Here is a 14,913-nt window from a genome sequence, read left to right on the forward strand (position 1 = left end):
CACCTGTATGATCCTCGTCGGGATGCGTTGGCACAATATATTTAAGCGTTTTAATTCCATAAGAAGCGACATACCGTTCGGCTTTGCCGTTTGAGTCATTCGGGCCACCGTCGATCATCATGGATTCGCCGCCGCACCAAATAAATGCACTGTCTCCCTGCCCCACATCAATAAAATGCACAGATAACCCTTTGAGCGCGGGTTTGGTGTCCACCTGATACAGCAAGCCGCCGGTGGCGGAATTGATTTGGTCGGCGGGGCGCTGCAAAAAACCGGGAAGCCCCTGTTTGTCCACCAGGTTGGCAAACACTATGAACAGTACCACAACCGCGCCTAAAATGCCGTGCCAAGGTCTTAATGTCGTTTTTTTGTTGCGTGCCATGCGGCTTTCCCCTTTTCCGTTTTTTCCACGCCAGTCCGTTGCTGCCCGTGAGGCACTGTTTTAGAATTTGTAGGATGCGGTTTGTGTGACGGGCGGATCAGACAATCCGGTGCGTTTCCAATCAGGTCACGCCGACCCGACTGTATCAGCGCTTTTTCGACCAGTGCCCTGTTTTTGGGATTGAAATATTGCAGCAGCGCGCGCTGCATCGCTTTTTCCTCGGGTGTACGCGGTACAAAAACCGGTTTTTCCGTATACGGGTCAAGCCCTGTATAAAATATGCAGGTAGAGATCGTACCCGGTGTGGGATAAAAATCCTGCACCTGTTCCGGCCGGATGCGCTCCCGTTTCAAAAAGACAGCCAGCTCCACCGCATCTTTGAGTGTGCTGCCCGGATGGGAGGACATTAAGTATGGAACCAGATATTGCTCTTTTCCAGCTGCCTTGGTCAGTGAATAAAACCGCTTGGCAAACGCCAGATAGGCTTCAATGTGTGGCTTGCCCATTTTATCAAGCACAGCGGACGAGCAATGTTCAGGTGCTACTTTCAGTTGCCCGCTTACGTGGTAGCGCACCAACTCTTTGAAAAAAGCCTCGTCCTTGTCAAGCATCAGATAATCATAGCGGATACCGGAGCGGATAAAAACACGTTTCACGCCTGGAAGCATCCGCAATTTGCGCAAAATCCCCAGATATTCGGCGTGGGAAACATGCAGCTGCGGGCATGGTTTTGGTGCAAGACATTTTTTCCCTTTGCAAAGACCGGCAGCTTTCTGTTTTTCGCAGGATGGCGCGCGGAAATTAGCCGTTGGTCCACCGACATCATGGATGTACCCTTTAAAGTCCTCACGCTCGACCAATTCTTTTGCTTCCGCGAGCAAAGAGGTTTCGCTGCGACTGGTAACAGCGCGCCCTTGATGAAATGCTATGGAACAAAAATTGCAAGCTCCAAAGCAGCCGCGATTATGCGTAATGGAAAACAACACTTCTTCAATGGCAGGCACACCGCCCTCTTTAGCATAGGACGGATGCCATGTGCGCATGTACGGCAGGGCGTAGACGCGGTCAAGTTCCTCCGTCTCCAGTGGCATAGCGGGACGGTTCTGCACCAGATACCCGCCCGGGTGGCGCTGCACGAGTGCTTTACCGATCACCGCATCCTGTTCGTCGTATTGAATACGGCACGCGCGGGCATACGATTTTTTATTCGAGCGCACCTCGTCAAACGATGGGCAAAATCGAAAATCACCCATTGGAAGCTCTTTGGTAAAATAACAGGTTCCCCTAATATCTTGCAATGCGTTCGCTTTTTCATGTCCGGCAAGGCGTTTGGCAATTTCAATTGTCTGGCGCTCCCCCATGCCGAATACCAGCAGATCGGCACCTGCGTCCGGCAGGATAGATGGCAGCACCTTATCCGCCCAATAGTCATACTGTGCAAAACGCCGCAGACTGGCTTCCAGTCCACCGATGATGACAGGGCAGTCGGGGTAGGCTTCTTTAAGTAAACGCGTATAAATCAGTGTGGCACGATCCGGACGACGGTGTGGTTTGCCGCCGGGGGAATATAGATCCTCCCCGCGCGGGCGTTTTGCCACGGTGTAATGTGCCACCATCGAGTCAATGTTCCCGCCTGTTACGAAAAAACCGTAACGTGGACGTCCCAGTGCCGTCATGCTGGCAGTGTCATGAAAATCTGGCTGCGCGAGGATGCCAACAGTGAACCCTGCTGCCTCCAACACACGAGAAACAATTGCGATACCAAAGCTCGGGTGGTCAACATATGCGTCGCCCGTTACGCAGATAAAATCAAGATAATGCAAGCCGCGTGCCTGCATATCTGCCTGTGAAATGGGTAAAAACATGGTTCTCCTTTGCGGCTATTACGGCTGTTGGCTCATATTCATCTCGATCCATTGCTGGCGTGAAATCAACACCTGCCTTGGCTTGCTGCCTTCCAGCGGGCCGACGATACCGCGTGATTCCATCTCATCTACGATACGTGCTGCCCGTGCGTAGCCCAGTTTTAACCTGCGCTGGAGCAACGAAGTGGATGCTATGCCCGCATCAACTACGCATTCGATAGCTTGTGGCAGCATGGCGTCAGCATCGTCATCCTGCGTCGACTCGTCGGATTTTTTCTCTTTTGCCGCTTGCTTCTCGATTTCGTCGATGACTGTATCGTCATAATTAGGTGAAGCACTCTGCTTGACAAAATCAACGACTTTTTCCACCTCGTCATCAGAAACAAAACATCCCTGTACGCGCATGGGTTTGGATGCGCCAATAGGAAGGAAAAGCATATCGCCTCGCCCAAGCAGTTTTTCAGCACCGCCTGCATCAAGAATGGTGCGGGAATCGACCTGTGAGGAAACAGCAAACGCAATGCGGGATGGAATATTGGCTTTGATGACACCAGTGATTACGTCTACCGAGGGGCGCTGTGTGGCAATAACCAAATGCATACCGGCTGCACGGGCCATCTGCGCCAAACGGCAAATAGCATCCTCTACATCTTTTGATGCGACCATCATTAAATCAGATAACTCATCAATAATAATGACCACCTGCGGCATGGTCTCCATTCCCTCGGTACGCGCGGCAAGCGCATTAAAGCCGCGCAGATCGCGCACATTATTATCCGCAAATGCCTTGTAACGGTTCTGCATCTCGGTAACCGCCCAGTTGAGCGCACCCGCTGCTTTACGCGGATCGGTCACAACGGGCACCAGCAAATGCGGGATGCCGTTGTAAATACCAAGTTCCACCACCTTGGGGTCCACCATCAAAAACTTCACTTCTTCCGGAGCGGCTTTGTACAATAAGCTGATGATGATGGAATTGATGCAGACTGATTTTCCGGACCCAGTCGCGCCCGCAATCAACAAATGCGGCATTTTGCCGATGTCTCCCACAGTACTGTTTCCGGCAATATCATTTCCCAGCGCAATGGTCAAGCGACTCTGTGCGTTGATAAATTCGCCGGATTCGAGTATCTGCCGGATATGCACGACGCTGACGTTTTTGTTGGGGACTTCGATGCCGACTGCTGACTTGTTGGGGATTGGTGCTTCAATACGCACCCCGGCAGCCGCCAGGTTGAGCGCGATATCGTCCGCCAAAGACGTAATACGACTGATTTTCACTCCCGCAGAAGGCTGTATCTCATATCGCGTCACTGTAGGCCCTCGGCAAATATCGGTAATGCGCGTTTCCACACCAAAGCTGCGTAATGTTTCCACCAAACGTGCGGCATTTTCTTTTAATTCCTGCGCCATGCCATGTGTATCCGGCGATTGACCGAATTTCAGCAAAGAAACGGACGGGGGCTGATATGGTGCGGGAACACGGGGCTCTTTGGGCTCCGTTCGTTCTACGATTGGGCTGGAGGATTTTTCCGCCTTTTCCGCAGTAGCAGCAACAGATAGAGCGGGCGATTTTGGGGATATATCCTCCGATTCTTTGGGATGATCACCCAGCTTGGCAATTTTTCCGACCAATTCATCCAAACCGGCAATGGGCTTTTCCGCTTTGGATGCGGCATCCTGATCCGTCAGAGGCAAGTCGATTTGCGTTGCCTTTTTCCGACGGTTTGTCACAGTGCTGTCGGTTTGAGCACGGGCAGCCGCGCTCGCGGCATGTGCCTCCACAACTGTTTTACGTCGCTCGTTTGCCATATGCAGCGCACGGATAACATGCAGGATGGTCAACCCCGTCAATATAAAAAAATCCGCGATAGAAAGAATAACGAGAGTGGCGGCAGCACCGGATTTTCCTAAAAAAGTAAAAAGTGGCGCACCAATCAGTCCGCCCACCAATCCTCCCGAGGTACGCTGTATGCCGCTTTCATATAGTGCATATGTGCCAGGAAATCCACCAAACACAAAAATATGTACTGTTCCACAGACAAAAAACAACAGCAGGAGCGCTTCCAATAGACGGATACGAACAGATGAAAGTGGTTTATCCAAAGCTACCGCGACAGATACATACGCACAAAGTAGAGGAAGAATATAAGCAAGTGGTCCAAACAAACCAAACAATAACCGATGCACCGTAAGCCAAACATGTGCGCCGGACAAAAATACAAGTGCAGCCAACAGTAACGCTGTAGCCATCAAGAGGATTGCTGCCAATTGATGTGTATCGGTCGTTTGTTTTTGTTTCTTTTTGGCAGGGGTACGGCGCTTTCCCCGTTTTGCCGGTGTTGTGTGTTTGGTTGTGCTTGTCCGCGTTGGCATCGCGCGCCCCCTCCCCATCACAAAGCATTCGAAGCCCGGCACACACTTTTTGGAAAAAGCGCGCGTCGGGCTTATGTATATCAGGCGCGGATATACCGAACGCCGCTTGCAGGCTTATCCGCGCACAAATTCAAAAAAACAACTTTTTAGGAATAACAGATGTTTCTTTTCTCATTCCAGTGAAATATACAATAGATGAGTAACAATACCGGTCACTCCCCCTATTGTACCGTCCAGACAGGTAAATGTCAACCTTTGGGAAACCATGGCGCACCCGGCGCATAGTCGGCTCTCAGGTAAACTGATGGATCTGTGGAATACACCCGTGATACGCACCGGTTCTTGCCTACCTGTGTCCACTCCACAAACCCGCCTTGAATGGCCGATGTCCCCGTCTGGGGTTGTTCCTCTTGCGCAATTGAACCTTGTCCAAAAATACTGTCATAGGGCATAATCGTGTAAAGCAGCATACCGTTTCCCTTCCTTGAGGCCCGTTACATCTCTGCTTTCCGCCGACGGCCGCGCCGCGCAGCAGAACGGGCTGGCTCGATTACTGGTGCGTCACCGATCATATTGATGCTTTTCGCGTGCTCTTTGTGGTGCTTTTTCTCTGTATCCTGCATTACATCCGTTGTTTGGGATTCCTCATTTTCAGCAGACGTTTTTTCTTCTTGTTTGGCCTCATCAATCATACGGTACAGACACGCAATGGCGTCGGATAATCCGCCTACCTGATCAATCAGCCCTTCTTTAACAGCCTCTTCGCCTTCCAGAACCGTGCCGACATCCAGCACCAATTCTCCGGTATGCATCATAAGCTGTTTAAATCGCTCTGGCGCGATGTGTGAGTTCTGCGCCACAAATTTGCCAATACGATCCTGCATTTTATCAAAATAGCTGAGTGTCTGTGGAACGCCTACCACGATACCGTTCATACGCACCGGATGTATGGTCATGGTGGCAGTAGGCGCAATGAATGATTTGCGCGCGCAGATAGCAAGAGGTACACCGATAGAATGCCCGCCCCCAAGTACCAGCGAAACGGTCGGTTTTTTCATACCGGATATCAGTTCGGCAATTGCAAGCCCAGCTTCCACATCACCGCCAACTGTATTGAGAATAATCAACAAACCGTCGATATGTGGATCTTCTTCCACCGCGACAATTTGCGGGATAACATGTTCATATTTGGTGGTCTTGTTTTGTGGCGGCAGGATGAAATGCCCCTCCACCTGTCCAATGATTGTCAGGCAGTGAATCAGGCGGTCTCCGTTCGACATGGTAACCGAACCGGTTTCAATGATCTGGCGGGTGCGCTGATCCAACTGGTTGTTTTCTGTCTCTGCATTTTCATCATTGCGGTTTGGGTCATTTGGGTCTCCGCCTTGTTCATCCGGCAAGAACATCTGCGATTTTTGTCCATCGTTTTCATTTTTTATGTTACGCTTTTTATTGGCCATGTCCGTTTCCCCTCATAAAGCAATACCGCGGCCATAAGACCGCGATATTAGTATGACCGGAAAACGCTGGATTATGCTGGAAATATTCTGTGTGTCAAGCGACTGCCGTGCACATCAGTGTACCGGCACGGTCTCTTTGATGGGGATGTTCTCACTGGTCGCGCGTGGGTGTGCCTTTTCCGCGCTCAAACGGGCATTCGCAAGCATCAACTTGATGCGATTTTCCTGATTGACACGAGTGGCGCTCGGGTCATAATCAATGGCGACAATATTTGCCTGCGGATTATTCTGTTTGATTTTACGAATCATACCTTTGCCGACAATATGATTGGGCAAACAGCCAAATGGCTGCGTACAAACCACATTTTCAGTGCCGGACTTAACCAGTTCCAACATTTCACCGGTCAAAAGCCAGCCTTCGCCCATTTTGTTGCCGTATCCCAGATAACCTTTGACCAGTTCCTTTGTATGTGAAAACGGTGCCGGAGCACGGAATTTCGAAAACTTGGATATGACTTCAATTAAATCGCGCTGCTTTTTCTCACAGATATGTTCAAAAATCTGCATGGCAACTTTTTTGAACGGATTGCCGCCATAAATACGACAATCCTCCAACCGATTATCTACTTTGAAGATGACAAAGTCCAGCAGACCGGGTACAACCGTCTCCACGCCCTCGTCATGCAAAAATTGTTCCAGATTGTTGTTCCCAAGCGCGGCATATTTGATATAAATTTCCCCAACCACGCCTACGCGGACTTTTTCTTCGTTTCGTAACTTGAGCGTTGCAAAATCCGCCGCAATCAACTCCATGTTGGCACGCACATGATTATATTTGAGATTGGACGATATTTTATATTCCTCTGTCAAATGTTCGATCCATGTCTGTACAAGCCGGTCGGTCTCTCCGGCGTTCACTTCATATGGGCGACACTGGTTAGCAAGGCACATAATCAGATCACCGTACAACAAGCTGTAAATGAACCGTTTGGCGACCCTTAAATTTATAGAGAAACCGGGGTTTTTCTCCAAACCAGACAAATTCAAAGAAATAACCGGCACTTTATCATAACCACTGTGGACAAGCGCTTTGCGCAGCAGGTGGATATAGTTGGATGCCCGGCAGCCGCCGCCGGTCTGCGTGATAAGCAATGCAGTTTTATTGACGTCATACTTCCCGCTTTTCAGCGCGTCAATAAATTGCCCAATGACGAGCAGCGCCGGATAACACGTATCATTGTGCACGTTTTTGACGCCTTCATCTACGACCGAGCGATGTGTGGTCGTCAGCAGTTCCACCCGATACCCCTCCAGTTTCAGGCTGTTCGCCATCAAGGTGAAATGGATGGGCAGCATCATTGGCAACAGGATGGTATATTCCTCTTTCATCTCTTTTGTAAAAAGAAGACGGCCGTCTTTTGCGTATTGTAATTCAGCCATAGTTCCTCTCCTTTTTGCGGGAATCCATTGCCGCCAGCAGACTGCGGATGCGGATTTTCACTGCACCAAGATTGTCAATCTCGTCTATTTTGATTTGTGTATACAACTTTTTGCCATCTTCGCATAACGTACGCACTTCGTCAGTGGTAATTGCATCAATGCCGCAGCCAAACGATACCAATTGCACCAGCTGCGCATCCGGGCGGGTAGTGACATATTTTGCAGCCGCATATAGACGTGCATGATATGTCCATTGGTTGAGCACGTTCACCCGAGGCTCCTCTACATAGTCGGCTACTGCATCCTCGGTCACGATAACCAGCCCAAAAGAAGAAATCAACCGGTCGATGCCGTGATTGATTTCCGGGTCAACATGATAGGGGCGCCCCGCCAGAACGATGACGTATTTACCGTGTATGCGGGCATAATCCAATGCACGCGCACCATATGCTTTGATATCGCTCTGATAGCTATCATAGGCGGCATAAGCGGAATCTACCGCTTTGCGTGTCTCGTTTTGTGGTACATCGAATTCTTTTTTAAAGAAAGCCGCGGCGCGCTTTTTAAAATCACGCGGACGATCCAGCCCAAAATATGGCGTCAGATAACGAACGGATTGCAAGCGGTCCACATTGGCGGCAATCAGCTCAGGATAATATGCTACTACCGGGCAGTTGTAATGATTGTCCGACCGTTTCTCATCAAAATTGTAGGACATACACGGATAAAAAATGGTATCAACCCCTGCGTCCATAAGCGCTTCGATATGTCCGTGCACCAGCTTGGCCGGATAGCAGACAGTATCGGACGGAATCGTATACTGGCCCTGCGTATACAAAGCCCGTGAAGAAGCCGGTGACCGCACCACCTCAAACCCAAGTTCTGTTAGCAATGTATGCCAGAATGGTAGGTTTTCATACATATTTAGTATCATCGGTAAACCGATTTTGCCGCGCGATCCAGCTACCGGCTGATAGGACATCAATTTGTCATACTTATACTTAAACAGATTGGGGAGTTCCTCTGTCAACTTGCGCCCGGTTGGACGTTCACAGCGGTTACCGCTTATAAATCTCCGACCGTTGTCAAACAGGTTAATTGTCAGAGTACAGTGATTTGTACACAATCCGCAGGTGGCTGTATTCGTTTGATGGGTAAACGTGGAAAGCGCCTCGCGTGAAAGCAAAGTGGATACGCCACTCCCCTGCTCCTGTGCATACAAAGCCGCGCCAAATGCGCCCATCAATCCGGAAATGACTGGGCGAGTCACTTCCAGCCCCATCTCTTTTTCAAAAGCGCGCAGCACAGCATCATTGTAAAACGTACCGCCCTGTACCACAATATGTTTGCCAAGCGATTTGGCATCGGAAGCACGAATGACCTTGTACAACGCATTTTTGACCACACTCATGGAAATACCGGCGGAAATATCATCTACACCCGCGCCCTCTTTTTGTGCCTGCTTGACGGATGAATTCATAAAGACGGTGCAGCGGGAGCCAAGATCAACCGGATGTTTTGCGAAAAGCCCCAGCTTGGCAAAATCAGCCACGCTATAGCCCAGCGCAAGCGCGAATGTTTCAATGAAGGAACCGCACCCGGACGAACATGCTTCGTTGAGCATGATGGAATCTACCGCACCGCTTCGAATTTTAAAGCACTTCACATCCTGCCCGCCGATGTCCAGTATGAAGTCAACCTGTGGCTCAAAATGACGCGCCGCGTAAAAATGAGCTATCGTTTCCACCAGTCCAAAATCTACGCCAAATGCGCTGCGAATCAAGTCTTCCCCATAGCCGGTCACAGCACTGCTTGCAATACGGACACGATCGCCGCATAGCCGGCTGATTGTTTCTAATTGCCCTTTGACGATATCGACCGTATTGCCGCGGCTGGGTGCATAAAAACTGTAAAGGAGTTCCCCCTTAGTGGTTATCAGCGCCATTTTCAAGGTGGTGCTACCAGCGTCGATACCCAAATAGGCGTCGCCCTGATACTGCGACAAAGCAACCTCTTTAACCGCACATGAGCTGTGACGCTTGGCAAAACGTACATAATCTTCCTGCGACTGAAAAAGAGGTTCCAGCACATTATTCATATTGCGCACACTTTTAGCTGTTTTCAATTTTTCCAGCAGGTCGTCAAACGGGACAACTTGAAATTTTTGCGCATATAATGCAGCTCCCAACGCGACAAAAGACGCAGCTTCTTTGGGAAACAGCGCTTCTTCCGGCGAGAGGTGCAGTGTCTGGACGAAACGGTCACGCAATGTGCTAAAGAAAGACAGCGGTCCTCCAAGAAATGCAACTCGCCCTTCGATCTTACGACCTTGTGCGAGTCCTGCAATTGTCTGCTCTACCACTGCCTGAAAAACCGAGGCTGCAATATCTTCACGCCGCGCACCCTGATTGAGCAGCGGCTGGATGTCTGATTTGGCAAACACGCCGCAACGGGATGCAATGGCATAAATTTTTTCGTGTTTTGATGCCAACGCGTCCATTTCTTCGGTGCGCACACCGAGCAATGTCGCCATCTGATCGATGAATGCGCCGGTACCGCCCGCACAAGAACCATTCATACGTTCTTCTAATCCGCCCGTTAAGAAAATGATTTTGGCATCTTCCCCGCCTAATTCAATAACGGCATCCGTTTGAGGCAAAAACTGTTCCACCGCCCCCGCGGTGGCGAAAACTTCTTGAACAAATTCCAAGCCGCAGGCTTTGGCAACACCCAGACCGGCCGATCCCGTTACTGCAATATGGACGTCGTGGCCGCTGTACGTGTCGGCGATAGATGCAAGCACCTCCGCCGTCTTTTCCCGCACGCGTGAAAAATGTCGTTCATAGGACTGAAAAACGATTTCCTGCTTCTCATCCAAAACCACCACTTTTACCGTGGTGGACCCAATATCGATACCGATAGAATAACTCATGGTTTCCTCCGGCGCACACAACCTTTTTGTGCGCGCCCGACATGCATACAGACTTCTGACTCTATTGTTTTCATTATAACACGGTAAAAAAAACTGTCAATCGGTAGATTCACTGAAATACCGCGCATCAACCGTTTGCTTCCAATAGAAACGCTTTGCGCTGCTGCAATTCCGCGGAAGTGCTGAATATCACAAGGCACGGACTTTACTGTAGCCCGTGTGAAAGAATTGACAATCTTACATGATTGATTTAAAATGAAAAAGTGCAGACTGGTCGCATTGTTTGATAAATCCCCTGTGTTGCCCGATTCGGTGGCACGATGCAATACAAAGCAACGGGCATATTAGTTTGGAAGTGCCCCTATATGAAATTTGCGGTTTATTACCGAAGGGAGATGCACATTTTGGGTTATACCCTTGCACAAAAGATCATTAAACAACATTTGGTTTCAGGCGACATGACACCGGGCAGCGAAATCGGTTTAAAAATCGATCAGACACTTACACAGGACGCCACTGGTACCATGGCTTATCTTCAGTTTGAGGCACTGGGCATTTCCCGGGTAAAGACTGAAAAATCTGTCGCATATATCGATCATAACACCTTGCAGACCGGCTTTGAAAATGCGGATGATCACCGGTATATCCAGACAGTAGCCAAAAAACACGGTATCACTTTTTCTCGTCCGGGCAACGGCATCTGTCATCAATTACATCTGGAGCGTTTCGGCAAACCGGGCAAAACGCTGATTGGTTCCGATTCTCACACGCCTACCGGAGGCGGTATTGGTATGCTGGCCATGGGTGCGGGCGGCTTGGATGTTGCGGTTGCCATGGGTGGTGGCGCCTATTATATACCGATGCCGAAAATAGTCAAGGTACGTCTGAACGGTCGTTTACGTCCGTGGGTGTCCGCCAAAGACATCATCCTTGAAGTTTTGCGCCGCATGACAGTCAAAGGCGGCGTCGGTAAGATCGTTGAGTACGGCGGAGAAGGTATCTCAGGGCTTTCTGTTCCGCAACGCGCTACCATCTGCAATATGGGTGCGGAGTTAGGTGCTTCTACATCCATCTTCCCTTCCGACGATGTTACGCTGGCATTTCTCAAAGCACAGAACCGCGAAGCTGACTGGACGGAAATTTTGCCGGATGGCGATGCGAAATATGATGAAACGATTACGATTGACTTGTGCGAATTGGCTCCATTGGCTGCCAAACCGCATATGCCGGACAATGTGGATACTGTAAAAAACATCGGGCCAATCAAGGTTGATCAGGTGTGTATTGGCTCTTGCACCAATTCATCTCTGTTGGACATGATGCGGATTGCAACCATCCTGCGTGGCAACAAAGTTCACCCTGATGTAAGCCTTTCCATTGCACCGGGTTCAAAACAAGTGTTTACCATGATTGCGCGCAATGGTGCGCTCGCCGACCTGATTGCTTCCGGCGCGCGGATTCTGGAATGCGCATGCGGACCTTGCATCGGTATGGGGCAATCGCCGAATTCCGGAGGCGTTTCCCTGCGAACATTCAATCGCAATTTTGAGGGACGCAGTGGGACGGCAGATGCCAAAGTCTATCTGGTCAGTCCAGAGACAGCTGCTGCCTCTGCTATTACCGGCGTGCTTACGGACCCGCGCGGCCTTGGCAGCGAGCCGGATATCCGCTTGCCAGAGACATTTTCCATAAATGACAACATGTTTGAGCCGCCGGCCAGCGTGGATGAAGCGAAAAATCTGGATGTTGTACGCGGTCCCAATATTAAACCATTTCCGCTTAACGTTGAGTTGCCGCAAACTATTGAAGCAAAATGTCTTTTAAAGGTGGGCGACAATATCACCACTGACCATATCATGCCTGCGGGATCGAAGATTCTTCCCTACCGTTCGAATATTCCAAAAATATCCACATTCTGCTTTGTGCGTTGTGATCCTGATTTCCCTGATAGGGCACAAAAAGAAGGTAAAGGTATTATCGTAGGCGGCTCCAATTATGGACAAGGCTCTTCACGTGAACATGCTGCGCTTGCACCGTTATACCTTGGCATTAAAGCCGTAGTGGCTAAATCATTTGCACGCATTCACTATGCAAACTTAGTCAACAACGGTATTCTGCCGCTAATCTTCATAAATCCTGCTGATTACGACACGATCAGTTTTGGAGATGTGCTGGAACTGCCGGAAATTCATAAAGAAGTTGAGGCGGGCGCACAGGCCGTAACGCTTGTAAACAAAACCACGGGCAATACCATCCTCACCCGTTGTGATATTTCAGAGCGCCAGCGCGACATGCTGTTAGCCGGTGGTCTGATTAACTATACGAAGCAGCAAAACGACTGAGATGATACCGGCGGTTTTTATTCCGTCGACAACATGGAGGATGTACCAATTATGAACGAAACACTTAAGCCCCACCTTGAAGCATTTGAAAAATTAATGGAATCCCAATTGGATCGCGTAGCAAAAATGAAAGCGCAAGGGGATTTTCTGGATTATGCATCCCTGAAACCCATTGTAATCGGCGTTTGCGGCGGAGACGGCATCGGCCCGGTCATTACGCACGAATCATCCCGCATCCTACAGCATTTGCTTTCCAATGAAGTAAAAACCGGAAAGGTTGTCTTTAAAGATATTGATGGCCTTACTATTGAAAATCGTGCCAAAGTAGGCAAGGCTATTCCTGAAGATGTGCTGGCGGAATTAAAGACCTGCCACGTCATTCTGAAAGGACCAACCACTACGCCGCGTGCAGGCGATCCATGGCCTAATATCGAAAGTGCGAACGTCGCCATGCGAAAAGAACTGGATTTATTCGCCAATGTTCGTCCGGTTAAAGTACCTGCGCAGGGAATCGATTGGACTTTTTTTCGTGAAAATACAGAGGGCTCTTATACATTAGGCAGCAACGGTGTTAAGGTAGATGATGATTTATCGTTTGACTTTACCGTGACGACCACACAGGGTACCGAACGTATCGCGCGCTTGGCTTATGAGTTTGCACGTAAAAACAAGAAAAACCGCGTGTCCATCATCACCAAGGCCAATGTTATCAAAAACACTGACGGCAAGTTTCTGCGCATTTGCCAAGAAATCGGAAAAGAATACGCGGAAATCACCACCGACGACTGGTATATTGATATTACGACCGCAAAACTCATTGATGAAAAACGCCGTCGTGATTTCAAAGTGTTTGTCCTGCCCAACCTTTACGGGGATATCATCACGGATGAGGCCGCGGAGTTCCAGGGTGGTGTCGGCACAGCAGGCAGTGCCAATATCGGGAAACGCTATGCTATGTTTGAGGCAATTCATGGCTCGGCACCCCGCATGATTAGTGAAGGCCGCGGGCAATATGCCGATCCCTGCTCCATGTTGCGTGCCACCGTTATGCTGCTTTCTCACATCGGTTATCAGGAGCAGGCCGACAAATTAGAGCGTGCGCTGGATATTTGTATGTTTGAAGAAAAACGTTTGGTAATCACCGGGCGAGATGACGGCGCAAGCTGTACGGCCTTTGGTGACTATGTATTGGAACAGGCGCAAAAACTTTCATGATCATATTTTCACATAGGTTGCCGCATCTATCTCTTTTTTGACGCTTTGATTGTCTGTATGTCTCTCAAAACGTTCTGAAAAAACAACGGCCGGTGCATAGCGCCGGCCGTTGTTGGCAGGAGTCCAAATAACAGTCCATTTTTATCAACGCGTGCACAACGCGAAAGTCCTATCACTAAGTGAGGTGCCTACCCGTGTTAAAAAAAGAAAATGTCTCTCTTTCTGTAATTCGGCGCCTGCCGCGCTATCACCGCTTTCTTGCCGATTTGATGAGAAGCGGCATCACGCGCATTTCATCAAAAGAACTCAGCCGGCGAATGGGCCTTACCGCTTCCCAAATCCGGCAGGATCTAAATTGCTTCGGCGGATTTGGTCAACAGGGCTATGGCTATAATGTCGAACAGCTACATCGGGAAATTGGTGTAATTCTTGGAATAGATAAACAGTATCCGGCCATTGTGGTCGGAGCCGGTAACATCGGCCGAGCGATTGCATTGAACTTTGATTTTTCTCAAATGGGTTTTGAGATGATCGGTATTTTTGACATCAACCCTTCCATCATTGGTATGCCAATTCGAGATCTTACAGTGGCGGATGTTGCAGGTATTGAAGCATTTTGCCAAAAGCACCATCCGCGCATCGCTGTTTTGACAGTTTCTCGCTCTGCCGCTGCCGAGATGGCTGAAAAACTCATCCATCTTGGCGTATCCGGTTTTTGGAATTTCAGCCATTATGATTTTTCTGTAAAATATCCTGGCGTAATCGTTGAAAATGTGCACCTTAGTGACAGCTTAATGACATTATGCTATATGGTCAAAGACTTATCTGAAAAAGGCACCTCCATAGAGGTGCTGAAAGATTAAGCAAACATTCGCATACCAAAAGTTTATATTATTTATAT

Annotated in this window: 10 protein-coding genes; 3 read left to right on the plus strand and 7 right to left on the minus strand. The window is 49.3% G+C overall.

What is annotated here, in order from left to right:
* The 7 genes from ABF463_RS10515 to ABF463_RS10545 all read right to left on the minus strand — a co-directional run.
* On the minus strand, nucleotides 1–382 hold a 382-nt coding region (locus ABF463_RS10515), incomplete at its 3' end, for an MBL fold metallo-hydrolase (RefSeq protein WP_415533586.1).
* Complete coding sequence (locus tag ABF463_RS10520) at nucleotides 355–2,247, minus strand: YgiQ family radical SAM protein (protein WP_415533587.1); 1,893 nt, start codon at nucleotides 2,245–2,247, stop codon at nucleotides 355–357. The genes ABF463_RS10515 and ABF463_RS10520, both read right to left, overlap by 28 nt.
* Nucleotides 2,248–2,265: 18 nt before the next feature.
* On the minus strand, nucleotides 2,266–4,623 hold the full coding sequence (locus tag ABF463_RS10525) for a DNA translocase FtsK 4TM domain-containing protein (RefSeq protein ID WP_415533588.1): 2,358 nt from the start codon (nucleotides 4,621–4,623) through the stop codon (nucleotides 2,266–2,268).
* A 248-nt stretch (nucleotides 4,624–4,871) separates the two neighbouring features.
* Entirely contained in the window at nucleotides 4,872–5,093 is a 222-nt protein-coding gene (locus tag ABF463_RS10530; protein WP_415533589.1) for a YlzJ-like family protein, read from the minus strand.
* 24 nt (nucleotides 5,094–5,117) lie between these two features.
* Entirely contained in the window at nucleotides 5,118–6,083 is a 966-nt protein-coding gene (locus tag ABF463_RS10535; RefSeq protein WP_415533590.1) for a ClpP family protease, read from the minus strand.
* Between the two features lie 114 nt (nucleotides 6,084–6,197).
* Nucleotides 6,198–7,523, minus strand: a complete 1,326-nt coding sequence (locus tag ABF463_RS10540; RefSeq protein WP_415533591.1) for a 2-hydroxyglutaryl-CoA dehydratase — start codon at nucleotides 7,521–7,523, stop codon at nucleotides 6,198–6,200.
* A complete protein-coding gene (locus ABF463_RS10545) occupies nucleotides 7,516–10,455 on the minus strand; it encodes an acyl-CoA dehydratase activase-related protein (RefSeq protein ID WP_415533592.1) in 2,940 nt (979 codons plus the stop codon). The genes ABF463_RS10540 and ABF463_RS10545 overlap by 8 nt, the downstream gene beginning before the upstream one ends.
* A 404-nt stretch (nucleotides 10,456–10,859) precedes the next feature.
* Here ABF463_RS10545 and ABF463_RS10550 point away from each other — a divergent pair, with 404 nt between their 5' ends.
* From ABF463_RS10550 to ABF463_RS10560, 3 genes are all read left to right on the plus strand, one after another.
* Complete coding sequence (locus tag ABF463_RS10550) at nucleotides 10,860–12,797, plus strand: aconitate hydratase (RefSeq protein ID WP_415533593.1); 1,938 nt, start codon at nucleotides 10,860–10,862, stop codon at nucleotides 12,795–12,797.
* Between the two features lie 51 nt (nucleotides 12,798–12,848).
* A complete protein-coding gene (locus ABF463_RS10555; RefSeq protein WP_415533595.1) occupies nucleotides 12,849–14,012 on the plus strand; it encodes an isocitrate/isopropylmalate family dehydrogenase in 1,164 nt (387 codons plus the stop codon).
* Between the two features lie 194 nt (nucleotides 14,013–14,206).
* A complete protein-coding gene (locus ABF463_RS10560) occupies nucleotides 14,207–14,875 on the plus strand; it encodes a redox-sensing transcriptional repressor Rex (RefSeq protein ID WP_415533596.1) in 669 nt (222 codons plus the stop codon).
* The last annotated feature ends 38 nt before the right edge of the window (nucleotides 14,876–14,913 follow it).

Source organism: Ethanoligenens sp., assembly GCF_047718355.1.
In the GTDB taxonomy this organism is placed as follows: Bacteria; Bacillota; Clostridia; order Oscillospirales; family Ethanoligenentaceae; genus Ethanoligenens.

What these genes read in the sequence shown, in the direction of transcription:
- ABF463_RS10535 (WP_415533590.1), bottom strand. Translation starts at nt 6,083, where the DNA reads ATGGCCAATAAAAAGCGTAACATAAAAAATGAAAACGATGGACAAAAA.
- ABF463_RS10540 (WP_415533591.1), bottom strand. Translation starts at nt 7,523, where the DNA reads ATGGCTGAATTACAATACGCAAAAGACGGCCGTCTTCTTTTTACAAAA.
- ABF463_RS10520 (WP_415533587.1), bottom strand. Translation starts at nt 2,247, where the DNA reads ATGTTTTTACCCATTTCACAGGCAGATATGCAGGCACGCGGCTTGCAT.
- ABF463_RS10530 (WP_415533589.1), bottom strand. Translation starts at nt 5,093, where the DNA reads ATGCTGCTTTACACGATTATGCCCTATGACAGTATTTTTGGACAAGGT.
- ABF463_RS10545 (WP_415533592.1), bottom strand. Translation starts at nt 10,455, where the DNA reads ATGAGTTATTCTATCGGTATCGATATTGGGTCCACCACGGTAAAAGTG.
- ABF463_RS10555 (WP_415533595.1), top strand. Translation starts at nt 12,849, where the DNA reads ATGAACGAAACACTTAAGCCCCACCTTGAAGCATTTGAAAAATTAATG.
- ABF463_RS10525 (WP_415533588.1), bottom strand. Translation starts at nt 4,623, where the DNA reads ATGCCAACGCGGACAAGCACAACCAAACACACAACACCGGCAAAACGG.